The sequence below is a fragment of the Ideonella sp. sgz306126 genome (assembly GCF_056032705.1).
The window spans coordinates 145342-166026 of sequence record NZ_JBVYWP010000003.1 but is presented as its reverse complement, the minus strand read 5'-3'; the positions used below and the strand labels follow the sequence as shown (position 1 = coordinate 166026).

At 67.8% G+C, this 20685-nt stretch carries 21 protein-coding genes; 6 read left to right on the top strand and 15 right to left on the bottom strand.

Annotation, left to right across the window (positions count from 1 at the left end; all coding sequences use genetic code 11):
• Window positions 1–6: 6 nt before the first annotated feature.
• The 14 genes from lepA to AC0N04_RS09185 all read right to left on the bottom strand — a co-directional run bounded on the left by lepA (window position 7) and on the right by AC0N04_RS09185 (window position 13395).
• A complete protein-coding gene (gene lepA, locus AC0N04_RS09250; protein ID WP_474280816.1) occupies window positions 7–1815 on the bottom strand; it encodes a translation elongation factor 4 in 1809 nt (602 codons plus the stop codon).
• Window positions 1816–2343: 528 nt separating this feature from the next.
• Complete coding sequence (locus tag AC0N04_RS09245) at window positions 2344–3819, bottom strand: DegQ family serine endoprotease (RefSeq protein ID WP_474282017.1); 1476 nt, start codon at window positions 3817–3819, stop codon at window positions 2344–2346.
• Between the two features lie 73 nt (window positions 3820–3892).
• The gene (locus AC0N04_RS09240) at window positions 3893–4933 is read right to left on the bottom strand and encodes a MucB/RseB C-terminal domain-containing protein (RefSeq protein WP_474280814.1); all 1041 of its coding nucleotides are present in this window, start codon (window positions 4931–4933) and stop codon (window positions 3893–3895) included.
• Window positions 4934–4960: 27 nt separating this feature from the next.
• Window positions 4961–5632 (bottom strand): sigma-E factor negative regulatory protein, encoded by a 672-nt coding sequence (locus AC0N04_RS09235; RefSeq protein ID WP_474280812.1) that lies wholly within the window; start codon window positions 5630–5632, stop codon window positions 4961–4963.
• Window positions 5633–5669: 37 nt separating this feature from the next.
• Window positions 5670–6281, bottom strand: coding sequence for an RNA polymerase sigma factor RpoE (rpoE, locus tag AC0N04_RS09230; protein WP_474280810.1), 612 nt, complete (start codon window positions 6279–6281; stop codon window positions 5670–5672).
• Entirely contained in the window at window positions 6278–6784 is a 507-nt protein-coding gene (locus tag AC0N04_RS09225; RefSeq protein WP_474280808.1) for a hypothetical protein, read from the bottom strand. The genes rpoE and AC0N04_RS09225 overlap by 4 nt, the downstream gene beginning before the upstream one ends.
• A gap of 20 nt (window positions 6785–6804) precedes the next feature.
• Window positions 6805–8049 carry a beta-ketoacyl-ACP synthase II gene (gene fabF / locus AC0N04_RS09220; RefSeq protein WP_474280806.1) on the bottom strand — a complete coding sequence of 415 codons (1245 nt, stop codon included), beginning with the start codon at window positions 8047–8049 and terminating at the stop codon, window positions 6805–6807.
• Between the two features lie 35 nt (window positions 8050–8084).
• Entirely contained in the window at window positions 8085–8324 is a 240-nt protein-coding gene (acpP, locus tag AC0N04_RS09215) for an acyl carrier protein (protein ID WP_474280804.1), read from the bottom strand.
• Window positions 8325–8394: 70 nt separating this feature from the next.
• Window positions 8395–9147, bottom strand: coding sequence for a 3-oxoacyl-ACP reductase FabG (fabG, locus tag AC0N04_RS09210; protein WP_474280802.1), 753 nt, complete (start codon window positions 9145–9147; stop codon window positions 8395–8397).
• A complete protein-coding gene (gene fabD, locus AC0N04_RS09205; RefSeq protein ID WP_474280800.1) occupies window positions 9144–10082 on the bottom strand; it encodes an ACP S-malonyltransferase in 939 nt (312 codons plus the stop codon). The genes fabG and fabD overlap by 4 nt, the downstream gene beginning before the upstream one ends.
• Before the next feature lie 39 nt (window positions 10083–10121).
• Complete coding sequence (locus AC0N04_RS09200; RefSeq protein WP_474280798.1) at window positions 10122–11129, bottom strand: beta-ketoacyl-ACP synthase III; 1008 nt, start codon at window positions 11127–11129, stop codon at window positions 10122–10124.
• Complete coding sequence (plsX, locus tag AC0N04_RS09195; RefSeq protein ID WP_474280796.1) at window positions 11126–12193, bottom strand: phosphate acyltransferase PlsX; 1068 nt, start codon at window positions 12191–12193, stop codon at window positions 11126–11128. The genes AC0N04_RS09200 and plsX overlap by 4 nt, the downstream gene beginning before the upstream one ends.
• Before the next feature lie 209 nt (window positions 12194–12402).
• Window positions 12403–12585: a 50S ribosomal protein L32 gene (gene rpmF, locus AC0N04_RS09190; protein WP_474280793.1), complete on the bottom strand. Its 183-nt coding sequence runs from the start codon at window positions 12583–12585 to the stop codon at window positions 12403–12405.
• Between the two features lie 255 nt (window positions 12586–12840).
• Window positions 12841–13395, bottom strand: coding sequence for a YceD family protein (locus tag AC0N04_RS09185; RefSeq protein WP_474280791.1), 555 nt, complete (start codon window positions 13393–13395; stop codon window positions 12841–12843).
• 45 nt (window positions 13396–13440) lie between these two features.
• Here AC0N04_RS09185 and AC0N04_RS09180 point away from each other — a divergent pair, with 45 nt between their 5' ends.
• Both AC0N04_RS09180 and AC0N04_RS09175 read left to right on the top strand, forming a co-directional pair.
• A complete protein-coding gene (locus AC0N04_RS09180) occupies window positions 13441–14049 on the top strand; it encodes a Maf family nucleotide pyrophosphatase (RefSeq protein WP_474280789.1) in 609 nt (202 codons plus the stop codon).
• Entirely contained in the window at window positions 14046–14894 is an 849-nt protein-coding gene (locus AC0N04_RS09175; RefSeq protein ID WP_474280787.1) for an SAM-dependent methyltransferase, read from the top strand. The genes AC0N04_RS09180 and AC0N04_RS09175 overlap by 4 nt, the downstream gene beginning before the upstream one ends.
• Window positions 14895–15087: 193 nt before the next feature.
• Here the strand turns inward: AC0N04_RS09175 and AC0N04_RS09170 are convergent, their stop codons facing one another.
• Window positions 15088–16557: a DEAD/DEAH box helicase gene (locus AC0N04_RS09170; RefSeq protein ID WP_474280785.1), complete on the bottom strand. Its 1470-nt coding sequence runs from the start codon at window positions 16555–16557 to the stop codon at window positions 15088–15090.
• A gap of 122 nt (window positions 16558–16679) precedes the next feature.
• Here AC0N04_RS09170 and AC0N04_RS09165 point away from each other — a divergent pair, with 122 nt between their 5' ends.
• Genes AC0N04_RS09165 through rfbD form a run of 4 tightly spaced genes read left to right on the top strand, consistent with a single transcriptional unit; the run spans window position 16680 to window position 20676 of the window.
• Window positions 16680–17777, top strand: a complete 1098-nt coding sequence (locus tag AC0N04_RS09165) for an MraY family glycosyltransferase (protein WP_474280783.1) — start codon at window positions 16680–16682, stop codon at window positions 17775–17777.
• Between the two features lie 26 nt (window positions 17778–17803).
• A complete protein-coding gene (gene rfbA / locus AC0N04_RS09160) occupies window positions 17804–18682 on the top strand; it encodes a glucose-1-phosphate thymidylyltransferase RfbA (protein ID WP_474280781.1) in 879 nt (292 codons plus the stop codon).
• Between the two features lie 37 nt (window positions 18683–18719).
• Window positions 18720–19787, top strand: coding sequence for a dTDP-glucose 4,6-dehydratase (rfbB, locus tag AC0N04_RS09155; protein ID WP_474280779.1), 1068 nt, complete (start codon window positions 18720–18722; stop codon window positions 19785–19787).
• Between the two features lies 1 nt (window position 19788).
• Entirely contained in the window at window positions 19789–20676 is an 888-nt protein-coding gene (gene rfbD, locus AC0N04_RS09150; RefSeq protein ID WP_474280777.1) for a dTDP-4-dehydrorhamnose reductase, read from the top strand.
• Window positions 20677–20685: the final 9 nt, after the last annotated feature.

The following is a 20685-nucleotide window of genomic DNA, read 5'->3' as shown; positions in this document are numbered from 1 at the left end:
TGTGTTTCAGTCGTCCACTTGGAGGATGGCCAGGAAGGCTTCCTGCGGCACTTCGACAGATCCGATCTGCTTCATGCGCTTCTTGCCGGCCTTTTGCTTTTCGAGCAGCTTCTTCTTGCGCGTGATGTCACCGCCGTAGCATTTTGCCAGCACGTTCTTGCGCAGTGCCTTGATGTTCTCGCGGGCAATGATGTTCGCGCCGATCGCCGCCTGGATCGCGACGTCGTACATCTGGCGCGGAATCTGCTCGCGCATCTTGGCCGCCACCGCGCGGCCGCGGTACTGGCTTTGCGCACGGTGCACGATGATGGACAAGGCGTCGATGCGGTCGCCGTTGATCAGCAGGTCCACCTTGACGACGTCGGAGGCGCGGTATTCCTTGAACTCGTAGTCCATCGACGCATAGCCGCGCGAGACGCTCTTCAACTTGTCGAAGAAGTCCAGCACGATCTCGGCCAGCGGCATCTCGTAGGTCAGCATGACCTGGCGACCGTGGTAGGCCATGTTCAGCTGCACGCCGCGCTTCTGGTTGGCCAGCGTCATGACCACGCCCACATAGTCCTGCGGCATGTACAGGTGCACGGTGACGATGGGTTCGCGGATCTCCCGGATGCGGCCGGGATCGGGCATCTTCGAGGGGTTCTCGACCTCGAACACGGTGCCGTCGTTCAATTCGACCTGGTAGATCACGCTGGGCGCGGTGGTGATCAGGTCCTGGTCGAATTCGCGCTCCAGCCGCTCCTGCACGATCTCCATGTGCAGCAGGCCCAGGAAGCCGCAGCGGAACCCGAACCCCAGCGCCTGGGAAACCTCGGGCTCGTAGCGCAGCGAGCTGTCGTTGAGCTTGAGCTTTTCCAGCGCGTCGCGCAACTGGTCGTACTCGCTGGCCTCGGTCGGGTACAGGCCGGCAAAGACCTGGGGCTGGATTTCCTTGAAGCCCGGCAGCGGTTCGGTGGCGGGCCCGGCGTTGTTGGGCAGCTTCTTTTCCAGCGTCAGGGTGTCGCCGACCTTGGCCGCCTGCAGCTCCTTGATGCCGCAGATCACGAAACCCACCTCGCCGGCCTTCAGCGCCTCGCGGTTCTCGCTCTTGGGCGTGAACACACCCAGGTGCTCGATCGGGTAGACCGTGTTGGTCGCCATCATGCGGATGCGCTCGGCCTTCTTGAACTCGCCGTCCACCACCCGCACCAGCATCACCACGCCGACGTAGTTGTCGAACCAGCTGTCGATGATCATCGCCCGCGGCGGCCCCTCGGGGTTGCCCTTGGGCGGCGGCATGCGATGAATCACCGCCTCCAGGATCTCGTCGATGCCGATCCCCATCTTGGCCGAGCAGGGGATCGCGTCGGTCGCGTCGATGCCGATCACGTCCTCGATCTCGGCCCGCGCGTTGTCCGGATCGGCGGCCGGCAGGTCGATCTTGTTCAGCACCGGCACCACTTCGACGCCCAGATCGAGTGCGGTGTAGCAATTGGCCACCGTCTGCGCCTCGACGCCCTGCGAGGCATCGACCACCAGCAGCGCGCCTTCGCAGGCCGACAGCGAGCGGCTCACCTCGTACGAGAAGTCGACATGCCCGGGGGTGTCGATCAGGTTGAGGTTGTAGACCTTGCCGTCCTGGGCCTTGTACTGCAACGCCGCCGTCTGGGCCTTGATGGTGATGCCGCGCTCGCGCTCGATGTCCATCGAGTCGAGCACCTGGGCCTCCATCTCGCGATCACTCAGGCCGCCGCATCGCTGAATGATCCGGTCGGCCAGCGTGCTCTTGCCATGATCGATGTGGGCAATGATGGAAAAGTTGCGGATGTGGTCCATGAACTTGGGAGCGCAAGCCTCACGACGGGGCGACCTGGGCGTCGCCCGCAAAGGCGCTCAATCGCGAGACGAAGGGAAGGCCCAGCGGGCTGGACCATGAACAAAAAAAAGGCACGTCCAAGAGAAGACGCGCCTTCCAACAAAACGTTTGGCAACTGCATGTTGGGCTTTCATTGTAGCGAAAAGCCCCCCGCCGCAAGCCGCTTGTTGGCGCCGGAAGTCGTCGTTGCGGGGTGCCAACAATTATCTTATGCACAGCTTATGCACAAGGTTGGATGCACACAACGAGTTCCGTCGAACGCGCGTCTGACGACAACACCGTTCGACGTTAAATGCGCCCATCTGCGGCCTCATTGTAGACAGCTCGCAGGTCAATCGGTCGTCGCTCAGGATGTTTGTTTGCACTCACCCACCAATTTGTCGCCATCATGCCACGGCCATTGCCGATCTCCGGCAGCGCTTTCGAGTCAAAGCTCCCACGACATGAAAAGACCCATCATCAGGGTCGGATGATGGGCTGACGGCGGGTCAGTGAAGCGGCCGGATGACGATGTAGTTCACCCACTCGCCGCGACGGACCAGCAGCGTGACGGGGCGCGCCTTGTCCCAGCCTGCGACGAGCCCGGCAAACTGCCGCGCGTCGCGGACCTCGGTGTTGCCCAGGGTCTGGATCACATCGCCTTCGCGGATGCCGGCCTTGGCGGCGAGCCCCTCCACGGCATCGACCCGGACGCCTCCTTGCAGATGCAGCTCGCGCTTTTGGGCCGGACTCAGATCGGACACGCTCAGGCCCAGCGCATTCGCGGCGGCCGGGGCGCTCGGCTGCGGCACGACCTTCGTCGCCGCGTCCGCTTGAATCTCGGCCACGGTCACGATCACGTCGCGGCGGCTACCGCGGCGCAAGACCTGAAGCGTCGCCTGCGTTCCCGGCTTCAGGCTGCCGATGACCCGCGGCAGGTCGCCCGACTTCTCGACCGTCTTGCCGTTGACCATGAGAATGATGTCGCCGGCCTCGATGCCTGCCTTGTCGGCCGGCGTCCCCGCTTCCACCCCCTGGACCAGCGCGCCGATCGGCTTGCCCAGTCCCAGCGCGTCCGCGACGTCCGGCGTCACCGGCGCGATGCGCACGCCAATGCGACCACGGATCACCCGGCCGGTCGCACGCAGCTGGTCGGCCACGCGCGTCGCTTCGTCGATCGGGATCGCGAACGAGATGCCCGCAAATCCGCCCGACGGGCTGTAGATCTGCGAATTGATGCCCACCACCTCGCCGCGCATGTTGATCAACGGTCCGCCCGAGTTGCCGGGGTTGATCGCCACGTCGGTCTGGATGAAGGGCAGGTAGTCGCCGGTGTCGCGCTGCTTGGCGCTGACGATGCCCGCCGTGACGGTGTTGGCCAGGCCGAACGGCGAGCCGATCGCCATCACCCATTCGCCGACCTTGAGTCGGTTGGCATCGCCGATCTTGACGGCCGGCAGCCCGGTGGCGTCGATCTTCACCACCGCCACGTCGCTGCGGGCATCGGCACCGACCACCCGCGCTTTGAATTCCCTCTTGTCCGGCAAGGTGACGGTGAGTTCGTCGGCGCCGTCGACGACATGGGCATTGGTCATCACGAACCCATCGGCGCTGAGGATGAAGCCGGAACCGACGCCGCGCCGCTGAGGTGCCGCGCCATCGTCGCCCGGGCCATTGCCGCCATGCGGGTTGGCGCCGTTCGGCAGCGGAATCCCGAAGCGGCGGAAGAAGTCCTGCAACGACGGATCCATCTGACCGGACCCGCCCGCTGCCGCCGGCGGTGCCTTCTCGGCCGTGCGGATGTTGACCACCGATGGGCCGACCTGCTCGACCAGGTCGGTGAAGTCGGGCAACACGCGGACCTGGGCCCGAGCCGCTTGCAGCGGCACGGCCAGCACCAGTGCGCAGCCGAGCAGCCGGACCGCGCCCGGGAAACCACCGCGCACGCCAGTCACGGTGCCGGCGCCTGCAGACCACAAAGACATGTTCATCCCTCCCCTCGTCGATTCCCAGCCGCCCGCCGCAGCGCGTCGCCGCCTGCCCGCGGATCGGCCGCCCTCAGTGTCGCCGCTCCAGCGCGTCGGCGAGTGCCTTCAGCGTGTCCGCCGGCACGTCGCCAATGACCGTGATCCAGTCCGGTCCGCGCCGCATCATCAAGGTGTGGGTGGCGCCGATGGCGTGGCTGGCCGGCCCCTGGTGGCGACCCGGCTGATAGGGCTCGATGAACAGCGACAAATAGGTCAGCCCGTCAGAGAACACCGCTTGCAGCACGACGGGTGAACGCGAGCCTTCCAGCGGATCGAGCGAGCGCCGATGGCACTGCACCTCGCGGAATCCGGCCGGTGGATGCGGCATCTGCCAGCCCTCGGCCGCCAGCGACACCGGCATCGACACCGGACGCACCACCCGGTAGCCCGCCAGATGCCCGAGTTGGGCCCTCACCGCGTCGATCTGGGGCACCACGTCGAGCTGAAGCTCCGAGAAGGCGGACGACTCCAGCACCTTGCCTTGCGGACCCAGGATGTCCGTGCGCAGCAGCAGGCCGGTCTGGCGCTCGGCCCACAGGCGTTCGCTGTAACGCAGGGGGTCGCGCGCCTTGAGCAGCACGACATCGGCGTCGAACCCGGCCACCCGCCCTTTGCCGATCGGCTGAAATTCGTAGGAATCCAGCACCTGACGCTCGGAATCCGAAAAGATCGACGGGAAATTGGCGCGCACATCGCGTTGCTCGACCACCGCCAGCTTGGTACGCGGCCACAGCGTGTGGACGGTGTCGTTGAGCCGCAGCACGTCGTGGTCCTCGCCGTCCAGCGCATCGATGCGCTCGGCCTGGACCGGGCCTTCGACATAGTGGGCCACCCGGGAACTGCTGGACTGTCCCTCGGTGGAGGACACCAGAACGCCCTGGTAATTGCGGGACGACGCGGCCTCGTGGCTGCGCACCAGCCAGGCCCGCGCGTCACGCACCGCTTCGGTCGACGGCGGCCACGGCGCGCGATCGGCTGCGGCCGGCTTGGCCGGCTGGGCTTGCGCCGTCGACAAGGCCAGGGCGATCGTGGTCCCCCACAAGACCCGCTGGCCCACGGCACGAAGACTCACGGTGGTCGCCGACATCCGCGCCCGATCTCAGCGCTCGGCGGGCGAGGCCAGGACCTGCCTCAGCCCTCCCGGCGTCGCCAGCACCGGGTTCAATGCGTAATGACGGTGCGCCGCCAGATAACGATCGATGTCCGGGTCGCGCACATAGCTCGCAGCGGCCCCGTCACCCGCGCTGTCGCCGCCGAGCATGGCCACGACCGGCGCCGGCTCGGCCAGGCTTTGCAGCGCGACCGGCCCGGCCGAAGCCAGCCGGGTCGCCGCACCATCGTCGACCGGCCCGCCGCGCATCAACGTGGTGACACCTGCGACGGCCAGCACTCCGGCAGCCACCGCCGCCGACGCGCCCCAGCGACGGTGATCCGCCACCCATCGGCGAGCGGGCCGCCGATTCGACACCGCCCCGTCCTGCGACATCGCCGGGCGGGGTGCCAGCACGACCGGTTCGTCGGCCAGACGCAGGCGCAGCCGGTCCAGGAAAGCGGCATCGTGGGCCGGCGACGCCGCCAGATCCTCGGACCGCAGCACGTCGCCGATCAGGGCGTAAGCGTGCCAGACCGCGCGGGCACCGGGATCCTCGCGCCAGGCCCGGCAGGCCATGCCGGCCAGTTCGCCATCGCACTCGCCGTCGGCCAACGCAGACAGCCCCTCGTTCGGGGCCAGGAACGGCTCTGCAGCCGCAGCAGACTTCACGTTGTCCATGTCACACCTTTCATGCCGCTTCGCCCCGCACCACGGGCTACCAGCGTTCGCCTTCCTGGGTATCGAGCAGCGGACGCAAACGCAATGCGATCGCCTCGCGGGCCCGGAAGATCCTCGAACGCACCGTTCCGATCGGGCAGTTCATCGCCTCGGAGATCTCTTCGTAGCTCAATCCTTCAATCTCGCGCAGCGTGATCGCCTGGCGCAAATCCTCGGACAAGGCCTCGATCGCCGCATTCACCACCCCCGCGATTTCCTTGCTCGCCAGCAGGGCGTCCGGGGTCGCCATGTCGATTGGTTCCGATTGGCGCCGGGAAGTTTCGTCGTCGTCATCCGGCGCCATCGCGGCCTCGGTGACCAGCGGGTCGTGCTTGAGTTCCAGCAGCGCCTTCTTCGCCGTGTTGACCGCGATCCGGTACAGCCAGGTGTAGAACGCACTCTCCCCGCGGAATTGCGGCAGCGCACGGTAGGCGCGGATGAAGGTTTCCTGGGCGATGTCCTGGACCAGATCCACGTCGCGCACCATGCGGCCGATCAGGCGTTCGATGCGGCGCTGGTACTTGACGACCAGCATCTCGAAGGCCTTGACCTCGCCCCTCTTGACGCGATCCACCAGGATCGCGTCCGGATCGGGACCCAGCGCGGTCATGCCGCCCCCTCGGCCGGCGCCGCGGGGCGGCCCGGCAAATTCAGCGCCACCCGCAGTGCGTGCCAGGCGTCCGGCTGGGCGGTGCGCGCCAGCGGCAGCCACGCCGGCGTCGCGGACCGCGCGCCCTCCGGTTCAGGCCGCCAGCGCAGCAGCACGGCGCTTCCCAGATCCAGGACCCGGTCCACGTCGCCAACGGCCGCCCCCCGCCCGGGCGACGGTCGATCGGTGTCCGCCTGCGCGGGCGCCAGTCGCCAGTGGGTGCCATCCCAGGTCAGCCAGGCAGGACGGCGGCGAGCACGCCGCATCGACACCGCCGAAACGGCCAGCAGTCCGACAGCCCCCAGGGCGGCCGCGCCCAGCCCCACCGAAACGCCGTCGGTGCCCAGATGCCAGACCAGCCAGCCGATGACGCTCGCCGCGCAAGCCAGCCACAGGCCGACGGCGGCGGCCCACCAGCCACCGTGCCAGGCAGCCCGAACGGAGACCGGAGGCGCGGCGCGCATCGGGCGCGGTGCGGAGCGCGTCAGACGCGCCCGAACACCAGCGTGCCGTTGGTGCCGCCGAAGCCGAAGTTGTTCTTCACGGCCAGGTCGATCTTCATCTCGCGCGCCACGTTGGCGCAGTAATCCAGGTCACACGCGGGATCCTGGTTGAAGATGTTGATCGTCGGCGGTGAGACCTGATGATGCAAGGCCAGCACGGTGAAGATCGATTCGATGCCGCCCGCGCCACCCAGCAGATGGCCGGTCATCGACTTGGTGGAGTTGACCACCAGCTTCTTCGCGTGATCGCCGAACGCGAGCTTGATCGCGTTGGTCTCGTTCAGGTCGCCCAGCGGCGTCGAGGTGCCGTGGGCATTCAGGTACTGGACCTGGTCGGCGTTGATGCGCGCATTGCGCAGCGCCGCCTTCATCGAGCGCTTGGGTCCGTCGACGTTCGGCGCGGTCATGTGATAGGCGTCCGCGCCCATGCCGAAGCCGATCAGCTCGGCGTAGATCTTGGCGCCGCGCTTCTTGGCATGCTCGTACTCTTCGAGCACCATCACGCCGGCGCCCTCGCCAAGCACGAAACCATCGCGATCGCGGTCCCAGGGACGCGAGGCCGTGGTGGGGTCGTCGTTGCGGGTCGACAGCGCGCGCGCGGCGGCAAAGCCGCCCACGCCCAGCATCGACACGGTGGCTTCCGACCCGCCGGCCACCATCACGTCCACATCGCCGTATTCGATCATCCGCCCGGCTTCGCCGATGCAATGCAGCCCGGTGGTGCAGGCCGTCACGATGGCCAGGTTGGGGCCGGTGAAGCCGAAACGGATCGAGACATGGCCGGAGATCATGTTGATGATCGACGCCGGCACGAAGAACGGCGAGATCCGCCGCGGACCGCGCTCCACCACGGTGCGCGTGGTGGCCTCGATCTCGGGCAGGCCGCCGATGCCGGAGCCGATCATGCAGCCGATGCGCTCGGCCGCCTCCTCGCTCAGCGCGTCGCCGGTGGGCAGCCCGGCATCCTGCACGGCTTGGATGGCCGCTGCCATGCCGAAGTGGATGAAACTGTCCATCGCCTTGGCTTCCTTGCCGGGGATGTAGTCCTCGACCTTGAAGCCCTTGACCTCGCCGGCAAACTGGCAGGTGATGCCGGACGCATCGAACTTGGTGATGTTGGCAATGCCCGAACGGCCGGCCAACAAATTGGCCCAGCCGTCGGACACCGTGTTGCCGACCGGGCTGATCAGCCCCAGGCCGGTGATGACGACGCGTCGACGAGTCATGCGATCAGGAGGGGTAGGTGATGGCCAGCGGCCGATCAGGCCTTGGCGTGGCCCTTGGCGTAGTCGATCGCCAACTGGACGGTGGTGATCTTCTCGGCTTCTTCGTCGGGAATCTCGATGCTGAATTCATCTTCCAGCGCCATCACCAGTTCGACGGTGTCCAGCGAATCCGCGCCCAGATCGGCCACGAAGGCCTTCTCGTTCGTGACGTCCGCTTCGGGAACGCCCAGTTGCTCGGCAATGATCTTCTTCACGCGTGCTTCGATATCGCTCATGACTCCTCCAGGAGGTTGGTGCAAAACGGGCCGGATTCTAACTTGGCAGCGCCAGTCGTCCGGCGGGGGATCAGTTCATGAACATGCCGCCGTTGACGTGCAGTTCAGTTCCTGTGATGTAGCCGGCCTCGGGCGAGGCCAGAAAGGCGACCGTGTGGGCGATTTCTTCCGGCCGCCCCAGGCGCTGCAGCGGGATCTGCTGCAGCAGCGCGGCCTTCTGCGCCTCGGGCAGCGCCTCGGTCATGTCGGTGGCGATGAAGCCGGGTGCCACGCAGTTGACCGTGATGTTGCGACTGCCGAGTTCGCGTGCCAGCGCACGCGTCATGCCCGCGACGCCCGCCTTGGCCGCCGCATAGTTGGCCTGCCCCGGGTTGCCCGAAGCCCCGACCACCGAGGTGATGCTGATGATGCGGCCGTAGCGCTGCTTCATCATCGGCCGGATCACCGCGCGTGACAGGCGGAACACCGCCTTCAAATTGGTGTCGAGCACCGCGTCCCAGTCGTCGTCCTTCATGCGCATCGCCAGTGTGTCGCGCGTGATGCCGGCATTGTTGACCAGCACCTGCAACGCGCCCTGCTCCTTGACGATGGCGTCGACCGCCGCGTCGACGCCGGCGGCATCGTTGACATCCAGCGTGATGCCCTTGCACCCGGCAAAGGACGACAACGCCTGCGAGATGGCCGCGGCGCCGGCATCGCTGGTGGCGGTGCCGATGACCTTCATGCCCTTGGCCGCCAGTGCCAGTGCGATCGCACGGCCGATGCCGCGCGACGCGCCGGTGACCAGGGCCACCTGATCGCTCGAAACTTGAAGCTCGCTCATGCCAGCAGTCCCTTGGCTTCGGCCAGCGAGGCCGGGTCGTACACGGTGGCGCTCACCACCTCGGCGTCGATGCGCTTGACCATGCCGGCCAGCACCTTGCCCGGACCACATTCCAGGATATGGGTGAGGCCGCGCGCGCGCAGCGCCTGCACCACCTCGACCCAGCGCACCGGACCGAAGGCCTGCCGATAGAGCGCGTCCCGGATCGCGTCGGGATCGCTCACCACCGCGACGTCGACGTTGTTGACCACCGGAATCGTCGGGGCAGCGATCTCCACCTCCGCCAGGCGCTGCTTCAGGCGCTCGGCCGCCGGCTTCATCAGGCTGGAATGGAACGGCGCGGAGACCGGCAACGCCAGTGCGCGCTTGGCCCCGCGGGCCTTGAGCAGTTCGCAGCCCTTGTCGACACCGGCCTTGGTACCGGCGATCACGGTCTGTTTCGGGTCATTGAAGTTCACCGCTTCGCAGACCTCGCCGCTGGCTGCGGCCGCCTCGGCGCAGCCCACACGCACCGCGTCGGCGTCCAGGCCCAGGATGGCCGCCATCGCGCCCACGCCCACCGGCACGGCCTGCTGCATCGCCTGGGCGCGCAGGCGCACCAGCGGCAGCGCATCGGCCAGGCTCAGGCTGCCCGCGGCCACCAGCGCGGTGTACTCGCCCAGCGAGTGACCCGCCACGGCCGCCGGCACGAGGCCGGTGTCGGCCAGCCAGGCGCGGTAGCAGGCGATGCCGGCCGTCAACATGACGGGCTGGGTGTGGGTGGTCAGGTCGAGTTGATCCTTCGGGCCGGCGTGGATCAACGCGCCGATGTCCTCGCCCAGCGCGGCCGAGGCTTCGGCCAGGGTGGCGGCCACCGCAGGGTGGTCGCCCCAGGCGTCCAGCATGCCCACGGCTTGCGAGCCCTGGCCGGGAAAGATGAATGCAAAGGGAGTCATGAGGTCTTCCTGAACGGGGGCGGCACCGCGCCGCCGGCATCAGAGGTCGAGCAGCACCGCGCCCCAGGTGAAGCCGCCGCCGACGCCTTCGAGCAACAGGGTCTCGCCGGGCTTGACCTGGCCGCTGCGCACGGCGTGGTCCAGCGCCAGAGGGATCGACGCCGCCGAGGTGTTGCCATGCTCGTGCACCGTCACCACCACGCGTTCGGCCGGCAGCTTGAGCTTGCGGGCCGTGCTCTGCATGATGCGGATGTTGGCCTGGTGGGGGACCAGCCAATCGACGTCGGCCGCCGTGCGCCCGGCGGCCTCGAGCACTTCGCGCGCCACCTCGTCGAGCACGCCGACCGCCAGCTTGAACACCGCCTGCCCGTCCATCTTCAGCAGCGGATCGCCCAGCACCTGGCCGCCGGAGACCGTGCCCGGCACGCACAGGATCTCGCGATGCCGGCCATCGGCATGGAGCCGGCTGGCCAGGATGCCCGGTTCGGTGGAGGCTTCGAGCACGACGGCGCCGGCACCGTCGCCGAACAGCACGCAGGTGGTGCGATCGTTGAAATCGAGGATGCGCGAGAACACTTCGGCGCCGATCACCAGCGCGCACTGCGCCGCGCCGGTGCGGATCATCGATTCGGCGACCGTCAACGCATAGATGAAGCCCGAGCACACCGCCTGCAGGTCGAAGGCCGGGCAGCCCTCGATGCCCAGCTTGCGCTGGACGATGGTGGCGGTGGACGGGAAGACCATGTCCGGCGTCGAGGTCGCGACGATGATCAGGTCGACATCGTCGGGTCGGCGGCCAGCCGCTTCCAGCGCGTGGCGCGCCGCAGCGGCGCCGAGATCGCTGGACGACTGGTCGGGTGCCGCGAAGTAGCGCGCCCGGATGCCGGTGCGCTCGACGATCCACTCGTCCGAGGTGTCGTGACCGCGCGTCGCCAGATCGGCGGCCAGCTCGGCATTGGTGACGCGGCGCGCCGGCAGTGCGCTGCCGGTGCCGGTGATGCGGGCAAATCGTTGGGCGTCCACGCGGATCGAGGAGTTGGAGGTCATGCTGCCGTCGGCTCGCCCGGATGGTCGGGCATGGCCTGCAGCGTTTCGACGATGCGGTCGTGCACCTGGGCGAGCAGACCGTTGCGGGCCGCATCATAAGCCCGCGCCAGCGCATTGGCGAAGGCGAAGGCGTCGGCCGAGCCGTGGCTCTTGAACACCAGACCGCGCAGGCCCAGCAGGGCCGCGCCGTTGTAGCCCCGCGGATCGACCCGGCTGCGAAAGCGCTTGAGCACCGGCATCGCCGCCAGCGCCGCCAGCTTGGTCAGCCAGTTGCGGGTGAATTCTTCGCGGATGAAATGGCCCAGCGCGTGGGCCAGGCCCTCGCTGGTCTTGAGCGCCACGTTGCCGACGAAGCCGTCGCAGACCACCAGGTCGGTCGTGCCCTTGAAGATGTCGTCGCCTTCGACGTTGCCGTAGTAGTTCAGGTGACCGTCGGCGGCTGCGGCACGGAGCAGGTCGCCGGCACGCTTGATGATCTCGCTGCCCTTGATCACCTCGGAACCGATGTTCAGCAGGCCCACCGACGGGTCGGGCTTGCCGTCCACGGCCGCCACCAGCGCACTGCCCATCACCGCGAACTGGAGCAGGTGCTCGGGGGTGCAGTCGACGTTCGCCCCCAGGTCGAGCATGGTGGTGAAGCCGCCGGTCTCGTTGGGCAGCACCGACGCGATCGCCGGCCGGTCGATGCCGTCCAGCGTCTTCAGCAGGTAGCGCGCCAGCGCCATCAGAGCCCCGGTATTGCCGGCCGACACGCAGGCATCCGCCGCCGGCACACCCGCCTCGTCGGCCTTGAGCTGCGCGATCGCCACGCGCATCGAGGAGTCTTTCTTGCGCCGCAGCGCGACCTCGATCGGATCGTCCATCGCGACGATCTCGGCGGCCGTCACCTGCGTGCAGCGCGCCCAGCCCACGGTGGGGGCCAAGGCCTCGGCGGTGCCGACCAGCACCAGTTCGGCCCGGGGATGGGACGCCAGAAAGGCCTGACAGGCAGGCAGCGTCACCGACGGACCGTGGTCACCGCCCATGCAGTCGACGGCGATGCGGACCCGGTCCAGCGGTGTCACGGAAGCAGTATGAGGCACGGTGTCAAGCGGGGCTCAGGCCCGTGCAGGCGTCGGGCGAAGCCCACGCGGACACACCCAGGACGCACCGACCCAGGGTCGAGCGCCACAAGGGGACTGGCAGCAACGAGACCGAGCCCGCAGAGGGCGCCTCGTCACCAACGACGCTGCGGCACAGGGCAGGCATGGGCCGACCCGCTGCAGCCAGGACGTCAGGCGTCGGCCTTGGTCTTCAGGACCTTGCGGCCCCGGTAGAAGCCGGTCGGGCTGATGTGGTGGCGCAGGTGATTCTCGCCGGTGGTCGGCTCAATGGCGGTGCCCGGAGTGGTCAGCGCATTGTGCGAACGGTGCATGCCACGCTTGGAGGGCGACTTCTTGTTTTGCTGAACGGCCATGGAGTTCTCCTGGGACGCCGAAAGACCCGGCGATCAAAGGTGCACGCTGATATCCATTGGCTCTGAGCCCGCTGGAGCGGCACCGCAACTTCTAAACGGTGGAACCGGTGCCCGCCGGGCGCCTGACGCGGTGCCGGCCGCACGATGAAACACGCGGACCCGACACAAACACCCAGCAACACCAGCACGACCCCCGACGCGAAAACGCTCAGGGCAAATCCGGGAAAGCTGAGAAGTATAGCATGCGGGCGGTTTTCAACCACTCTTGCCGTCTGCCGGCCCGCGCTTGAGGCCCGCCAACACCGCGAACGGGTGAGGCTGCTCCTCCGCCTCCGGCTCGTTCTCCGGCATCGGCAGCGGCGCAGGACACTCGGCATGCCGAGGCACCAGCGGGAGGGCCAGCAGCAACTCGTCTTCCACCAGTTCGCGCAGGTCGAGTTCGCGCTCGAGCGCCAGCACATCGTCTTCCATCTCGGCATCGAGCACCGCCGCCTGATGCTCATCGGCGACGAAGCGCAGCGGACGGTCCACGGCCACCGCGGTCGGCACCGGCCCCAGGCAGCGCTGACAACACAGGGCCAGCTCCACCTCGGCCCGCAGGTGCAGCCAGACCTCGGCCTGCCCTCCGGTGACCGGGCGCAGTTCGCCCCGCACCTGCCAGTTCACTTCGGCGCGCGGGGTCTCGCCCGCCATCGCGGCCTCGGCCAAGCGCGGCAGCGCGTCCAGCGGCCAGGCGCCCGCGAGTTCGCCGCCCTGGGCAGCCAGTGCGGCCACGTCCAGCCGCAGTGCATCGATCGGTTTGAGGGTCATGTGATCAGTGTAGAGGCTGGCGCCGCGCAAGGGACAATCCGACCCATGTCACATGCTTCAACGCCCGCCCTGATCCTGGGCTCCACCTCGCGCTACCGGCGCGAGCTGCTGGAACGCCTGCGCCTGCCGTTCGAGGTCGCCTCGCCGCAGGTCGATGAAACGCCGCAGCCCGACGAGCCGCCGGCCGCGCTGGCGCGCCGGCTCGCGTTGGCCAAGGCCCATGCCGTGGCCGATCGTTTCCCGGGCGCCGTCGTCATCGGCTCGGACCAGGTGGCCGACGTGGACGGCCACGCCATCGGCAAGCCGGGCACGCATGCGCGGGCGGTCGCGCAGCTGCGCATGATGAGCGGACGCACCATCGTGTTCCAGACCGCCGTGGCGGTGGTGCGGGCCGACACCCGGTTCGAGGCGGTCGCGCTGGCGCCGGTGACGGTGCGCTTTCGCACGCTCAGCGACGACGAGATCGAGCATTACCTGCGGCTGGAGCAGCCCTACGACTGCGCCGGCAGCGCCAAGTGCGAGACGCTGGGCATTGCGCTGCTCGAAGCCATCGAGTCCGACGATCCGACCGCCCTGGTCGGGCTGCCGCTGATCCGCACCTGCCAGATGCTGCGCGCGGCGGGGCTGGATCCACTGCTGGGCGCGCGGACATGAGCGCCGCCCGGCCGCCCGAAGGGGCGAATTCCTCCCCGGAGGGAGCGGGCCACAACCCCCAGGGCGGCTCCGCAGCGGCAGGCCGCCTGGTGCTGGTGCCCAGCACGCTGGACCTGGGCACCGAGCCCACCCCCATCGAGCAGGTGCTGAGCCAGGGCGTGCTGCAGCGCGCCGCCGGCCTGGGCCACTGGGTGGTGGAAAACGCCAAGGCATCGCGCGCCTTTCTGAAGCGCGTCGGGGAGGTCGTGCCGCTGGCCCAGCCGCTGCAGGCGCTCGACCTCAAAGAACTGCCGAAGCCGCGCAAGGGCAGCCCCCATGCCGGCGTGGATCCGCGCGACTGGGCCGCGCTGCTGGCGCCCGCCCTGGCGGGGCAGGACCTGGGCCTGCTGTCAGACGCCGGCCTGCCCGCAGTGGCCGATCCGGGCGCCGCCCTGGTGGCTGCCGCCCATGCCGCAGGCATCGTCGTCGAGCCCTTGCCGGGCCCGAGTTCGCTGACCCTGGCGCTGGCGGCCAGCGGCCTGAACGGCCAGCGCTTTGCCTTCGAAGGCTACCTGCCGCAACAGGCCGACGAGCGCCACAAGCGTGTGAAGGAACTGGAAGCCCGATCGCTGCGCGAAGGCCAGACCCAGCTGGTGATCGAAACGCCTTATCGCAATGCCGCGCTGCTCGCCGCCCTGGTCCAGCAACTCCAGCCCAGCACGCGCCTGAGCGTGGCCTGCGGTCTGACCTCCCCCGGCGGCTGGTGCCGCACGATGGCGGTGGCGCAGTGGCGCCAGCCTGGTGCGCAGCCGCTGTCCGCCATGCCGGCCGACCTGCCCGCCGTGTTCATGTGGCTGGCCGGTTGAGAACCGGCCGCAGTGACCGTCTTCGTCCGGCTCAGGCTTGCAGCCCGCGCGGGGCCTGAGGCCCCGCCCCTTCGCAGGCGAAGCCTGTCCGCAGGGACAGTCTTCGTCCGGCTCAGGCTTGCAGCCCGCGCGGGGCCTGAGGCCCCGCCCCTTCGCAGGCGAAGCCTGTCCGCAGGGACAGTCTTCGTCCGGCTCAGGCCTTGACGCCGCCGAGGAGGGCGGCGACTTTGCGCTTCGGGCGGATGTTGGGCGACAGGCGGCTGCCCGTGGCCGCGGGGGCCGACGGTGCGTTCTTCTCCCAGGCGGCCGGCGCATCGCTGGTCGACGCCTCGTAGGGCTTGTCGAAGAACGGATCGCGCGATGCGGAGCGAGTGGATTCGCGGCGCGGCGCGGCCGCGTAGGGCGCAGCGGCCACCGGACGCGGCTCGTATGCGCCCTCTTCGCGGGAACGCGGCGGACGGCGCGGGCGCTCGTCGTCGAGTTCGATGGGCTCCAGCTCGATCTTTTTCTTCAGCAGCTTTTCGACGTCACCGATCAGGCGCGCATCGTCGCGCGTGACCAGCGTGATCGCGATGCCCGACGCGCCAGCGCGGCCGGTGCGGCCGATGCGGTGCACGTAGTCCTCGGCGTTGAACGGCACGTCGAAGTTGAACACCGCCGGCAGATCGGCGATGTCCAGGCCGCGCGCGGCCACGTCGGTGGCCACCAGGATGTCGACTTCGCCGGCCTTGAAGGCGGCCAGAGATTTCAGGCGTTCGTCCTGCGACTTGTCGCCATGCAGGGCCGAGGTGCGCAGGCCGTCGCGCTCGAACGAGCGCGCCAGGCGCGCCGCGCCGAGCTTGGAATTGACGAAGATGATGGCCTGCTTGATCTCCCGGTCGCGCAGCACCTTGAGCACGGCGCGTCGCTTGTCGTCGTCGGACACGCTGAGGAAGCGCTGCTCGACGTTGGTGGCGGTCGCATTCGGGCGCGCCACCTCGACCAGCACCGGGTCTTGCAGATAGCTGTTGGCCAGGCGCTTGATCTCGGGCGAGAAGGTGGCCGAGAACAGCAGCGTCTGACGCTGCTTGGGCAGGTAGCTGAGGATGCGCTGCAGATCGGGCAGGAAACCGATGTCGAGCATGCGGTCGGCTTCGTCGAGCACCACGTACTCGACCTGGTTGAGCACGCAGTTCTTGGCCTCGATGTGGTCCAGCAGGCGGCCAGGGGTGGCGATCAGCACCTCGACGCCGCCCTTCAGCTCCAGCGTCTGCGGCTTCATGTCGACCCCGCCGAAGACCACCGCCGCCCGCAGGTTGCAGTGCTTGGCATAGGCCTTGACGTTGTTGGCGACCTGATCGGCCAGTTCACGCGTCGGTGCCAGCACCAGCGCACGCACCGGGTGGCGCGCCGGCGAGGCGCTGGCGTTCTCGTGGCGCAGCATCTTCTGCAGCAGCGGAATGGAAAACGCCGCCGTCTTGCCGGTGCCGGTCTGCGCCGCCCCCATCACGTCGCGGCCCGCCAGAACGATGGGAATCGCCTTGGCCTGGATCGGCGTCATCGTGGCATAACCCTGATCGTCGACCGCGCGCAGGAGCTTGGCGTCCAGCGGCAGGGTGTCAAAACGGGCGGGGGGCGCGGATTCAGTGACAGGCTCCGCGCAGGCCTGGGAGGTGGAATTCATGTTCCCCGATTATCACCCGAGGCGAAAGCCCCGTTCCTGGACCGACCTCGGAGCACCGACACGACCCGGGACCGAAATACAAAGCTACGATAATTCGAAATCCAACTAGAACCCCCATCCTGATGATCTGGACCCTGGTGCTCACCGCCTTCGTGGCGTTCGCTGTCACGCTCACCGTGATCAAGACAGCCGACCATCATGAACATTGGTCGGCAGACCATGATCAATCCGGTCCTCAAAAGATGCACGCTCATGTGGTACCCCGGGTGGGGGGGATCGGGATCGTGTCGGGACTGGTCGTCGGCGTCGCGACCATCTGGTTCGTCCAAGGTCCCGAGTTGGGAAAACTCGCTGTGTTGACAGCGACCGCCGCGAGTCCCGCGTGCCTTTTCGGTCTGATCGAGGATTTCACCAAATCGGTCTCTCCCCGTCGACGCCTGGTGGCGGCAAGCCTATCGGCCCTGCTAGGCGTTTATCTGGTCAACGCCGAACTTGTTCGTACGGGTTGGAGCGCACTGGACGCCTGGTTGCCAGGAAGCGTTCTGGCCGTCTTGCTGACGGTGTTTGCCGTCGCCGGGATTGTCAACGCCACCAACATCATCGACGGCCTGAATGGACTGGCCTCCATGACCGTCATGATGTCCATGGGGGCTCTCTGGTTCATTGCGCATCAGGTCGGAGACCCTCTGGTGGCGGGTCTTGCCCTGACGACCTTGGCCGCATGCGCCGGTTTCTTCGTCTGCAATTACCCCCGCGGACTGATTTTTCTCGGTGATGGCGGCGCTTACCTGCTTGGATTCCTGTCTGCCGAACTCGGGCTGATGCTGATCCAGCGCAACCCCGCCGTTTCACCTTACGCTCCTCTTTGCTTAGTCGCCTACCCCGTCTTCGAGACCTTGTTTACGATGTACCGGCGCAAGGTCCTGAAAGGCAGGGCGGTCAGCCAACCAGACGGCATTCACCTGCACACGCTGATCTACCGACGAAGGATGCGGTGGATTGCCCAGAACGATGCGCCGCACGCCAAGGTCTTGGCCAATTCGCTGACATCTCCTTACTTGTGGTGCCTGCATGCCATTGCGGTGATTCCTGCTATGGTTTGGTGGAATAACAGCTGGTCCATGTTTGGGGCGATGCTCGCATTCGCAGGCGCTTACTTGACGGTGTACTGGCGAATAGTTCGATTTCAGACGCCACAATGGATGGTTCGGCGAAAATAAATCACATCACGGAGTGTTATAGAACAATGCGCAAAGGCATCATCCTGGCCGGTGGCTCGGGCACCCGGCTGCATCCGGCAACGCTGGCGATCAGCAAACAGCTGATCCCGGTCTACGACAAGCCGATGATCTACTACCCGCTGAGCGCGCTGCTGCTGGCGGGCATCAGAGACATCCTGGTCATCAGCACCCCGCAAGACACCCCGCGCTTCCGGCAACTGCTGGGCGATGGCGCGCGCTGGGGCCTGGACCTGCAATACGCCGTCCAGCCCAGCCCGGATGGCCTGGCCCAGGCCTTCCTGATCGGCGAATCGTTCATCGGCTCAGCCCCCAGCGCGCTGGTGCTGGGCGACAACATCTTCTTCGGCCACGACCTGGGGCATCGGCTCGCAGCGGCCGATGCGCGAAGCAGCGGCGCCACCGTATTCGCCTACCCGGTGTCGGACCCGGAACGCTACGGCGTGGTCGAGTTCAATGCCGCCGGCCAGGCGATCAGCCTGGAAGAAAAGCCCCAAGCCCCCAAAAGCCGCCACGCGGTCACCGGGCTTTATTTCTACGACCGGCAGGTGGTGGATTACGCCAAGGCGCTGAAACCCAGCCCACGCGGCGAGCTGGAAATCACCGACCTGAACCGCTTGTACCTGGAGGCCGGCACGCTGGACGTGCAACGCTTCGGCCGCGGCGACGCCTGGCTGGACACCGGTACCCACGACAGCCTGCTGGAAGCCAGCGCCTTTGTGCAGACCCTGGAAAAGCGCCAGGGCCTGAAGGTCTGCTGCCCCGAGGAGATCTGCTGGCGCCAGGGCTGGATCGACGATGCGCAACTCGAAGCCCTCGCTGCCCCGCTGGCCAAGAGCGGCTACGGCCAGTACCTGCGACACATCTTGCGCGAACGCGTGTTTTAACGTCGATATCGACTTCGACTCCCGGAGACCTCCCAGCATGATCCTCGTCACCGGCGGCGCCGGCTTCATCGGCAGCAATTTCGTGCTCGACTGGCTGGCCGACCCGGCCACCCACCACGAAGGCGTCGTCAACCTCGACGCGCTGACCTACGCCGGCAACCGCGCCAACTTGGCTTCATTGTCCGGCGACCCACGCCACCATTTCGTGCATGGCGACATCGGCGACCGCATGCTGGTCGACCGCCTGCTGGCCACGCACCGGCCGCGCGCCATCGTGCACTTCGCGGCCGAAAGCCACGTGGACCGCTCGATCCACGGCCCCGGCGCATTCATGAAGACCAATGTCGACGGTACCTTCACGCTGCTGGAGGCCGCGCGCGCGCACTGGAGCGCACTGCCCGCCGACGAGAAGGCCGCGTTCCGCTTCCACCATGTCAGCACCGACGAGGTCTACGGCAGCCTGAAGCCCACCGATCCGCCGTTCAGCGAGACGAACCCCTACGAACCCAACAGCCCCTACTCGGCCAGCAAGGCCGCCAGCGACCACCTGGTGCGCGCCTGGCACCACACCTACGGCCTGCCGGTGCTGACCACCAACTGCTCGAACAACTACGGCCCCTACCATTTCCCCGAGAAGCTGATCCCGCTGATGATCGTCAACGCGCTGGCCGGCAAACCGCTGCCTGTATATGGCGACGGCCAGCAGATCCGCGACTGGCTCTACGTCAAGGACCACTGCGCCGGCATCCGCGCCGTGCTGGCCAGAGGCCGCGTCGGAGAGACCTACAACATCGGCGGCTGGAACGAGAAGGCCAACCTGGACATCGTCAAGACCGTGTGTGCCTTGCTCGACGAATTGCGGCCCGACCCGGCCGGGCCCTACCGCCGGCTGATCACCTATGTGACCGACCGGCCCGGCCATGACCGCCGCTACGCCATCGATGCGCGCAAGATCGAGCGGGAACTGGGCTGGCGCCCCGCCGAGACCTTCGACACCGGCATCCGCAAGACGGTGCAGTGGTACCTGGACCACGCCGACTGGGTGGCCGACGTGCAGAGCGGCGCCTACCAGGCCTGGGTCGACCAGAACTACCAGGCGCGCTGACGTGAAGATCCTCTTGCTGGGGCCGAATGGCCAACTGGGCTGGGAATTGCAACGTGCGTTGGCGCCGCTGGGCGAGGTTCATGCCTGCGGCCGCGGCCAGGGCGGCGACCTGGCGAACCTGGACGCCCTGGCCGCCACGGTGCGCGCCATCCAGCCCCAATGGATCGTCAATGCCGCCGCCTACACCGCGGTGGACCGGGCCGAGAGCGAACCCGAACTCGCGCACACCCTCAACGCGCGGGCTCCCGGCGTGCTGGCGCGCGAAGCGGCCGCGCTGGGTGCGACCCTGGTGCACTACAGCAGCGACTACGTCTTCGATGGCTCGGGCGCGCAGGCGCGGGATGAGACCGCGGCCACCGGTCCTTTGAGCGTCTACGGCCGCACCAAGCTCGAAGGCGAGCAGCAGATCCAGACCAGCGGCTGCCGCCACTTGATCCTGCGCACCAGCTGGGTCTATGCGGCACGCGGCGGCAACTTTGCCAAGACCATGCTGCGGCTGGCCACCGAGCGAGAACAGCTCAAGGTCATCAATGACCAGGTCGGTGCGCCCACCGGCGCCGATCTCTTGGCCGACGTCAGCGCCCACGCGCTGCGCCGGCTGGACGCGCAACCCGAACTGGCCGGCCTGTACCACGTGGCTGCCCGCGGCGAGACAAGTTGGCACGGCTATGCCCGCGAGGTGATCGACCTGGCCATCGCACAGGGCGCAGCCCTCAAAGCGGGGCCGGACGCCGTGCTGCCCATCCCGACCACGGCTTACCCCACCCCGGCCGCGCGGCCGCTGAACTCGAGGCTGGCCACGCAGCGGTTTCGCGACGCCTTCGGCCTCACGCTGCCACCCTGGCAGCAGGGCGTGAAGCGCCTGGTGGCCGAGGTGCTGGCGGACTGACCCCGGCCT

Bases quoted from the DNA above. Each gene is read 5' to 3' on its own strand.
- lepA (WP_474280816.1), bottom strand. From the start codon at position 1,815: ATGGACCACATCCGCAACTTTTCCATCATTGCCCACATCGATCATGGC.
- AC0N04_RS09245 (WP_474282017.1), bottom strand. From the start codon at position 3,819: ATGTCTTTGTGGTCTGCAGGCGCCGGCACCGTGACTGGCGTGCGCGGT.
- AC0N04_RS09235 (WP_474280812.1), bottom strand. From the start codon at position 5,632: ATGGACAACGTGAAGTCTGCTGCGGCTGCAGAGCCGTTCCTGGCCCCG.
- rpoE (WP_474280810.1), bottom strand. From the start codon at position 6,281: ATGACCGCGCTGGGTCCCGATCCGGACGCGATCCTGGTGGATCGCGTC.
- AC0N04_RS09225 (WP_474280808.1), bottom strand. From the start codon at position 6,784: ATGCGCGCCGCGCCTCCGGTCTCCGTTCGGGCTGCCTGGCACGGTGGC.
- fabF (WP_474280806.1), bottom strand. From the start codon at position 8,049: ATGACTCGTCGACGCGTCGTCATCACCGGCCTGGGGCTGATCAGCCCG.
- acpP (WP_474280804.1), bottom strand. From the start codon at position 8,324: ATGAGCGATATCGAAGCACGCGTGAAGAAGATCATTGCCGAGCAACTG.
- fabG (WP_474280802.1), bottom strand. From the start codon at position 9,147: ATGAGCGAGCTTCAAGTTTCGAGCGATCAGGTGGCCCTGGTCACCGGC.
- fabD (WP_474280800.1), bottom strand. From the start codon at position 10,082: ATGACTCCCTTTGCATTCATCTTTCCCGGCCAGGGCTCGCAAGCCGTG.
- AC0N04_RS09200 (WP_474280798.1), bottom strand. From the start codon at position 11,129: ATGACCTCCAACTCCTCGATCCGCGTGGACGCCCAACGATTTGCCCGC.
- rpmF (WP_474280793.1), bottom strand. From the start codon at position 12,585: ATGGCCGTTCAGCAAAACAAGAAGTCGCCCTCCAAGCGTGGCATGCAC.
- AC0N04_RS09185 (WP_474280791.1), bottom strand. From the start codon at position 13,395: ATGACCCTCAAACCGATCGATGCACTGCGGCTGGACGTGGCCGCACTG.
- AC0N04_RS09180 (WP_474280789.1), top strand. From the start codon at position 13,441: ATGTCACATGCTTCAACGCCCGCCCTGATCCTGGGCTCCACCTCGCGC.
- AC0N04_RS09175 (WP_474280787.1), top strand. From the start codon at position 14,046: ATGAGCGCCGCCCGGCCGCCCGAAGGGGCGAATTCCTCCCCGGAGGGA.
- AC0N04_RS09170 (WP_474280785.1), bottom strand. From the start codon at position 16,557: ATGAATTCCACCTCCCAGGCCTGCGCGGAGCCTGTCACTGAATCCGCG.
- AC0N04_RS09165 (WP_474280783.1), top strand. From the start codon at position 16,680: ATGATCTGGACCCTGGTGCTCACCGCCTTCGTGGCGTTCGCTGTCACG.
- rfbA (WP_474280781.1), top strand. From the start codon at position 17,804: ATGCGCAAAGGCATCATCCTGGCCGGTGGCTCGGGCACCCGGCTGCAT.
- rfbB (WP_474280779.1), top strand. From the start codon at position 18,720: ATGATCCTCGTCACCGGCGGCGCCGGCTTCATCGGCAGCAATTTCGTG.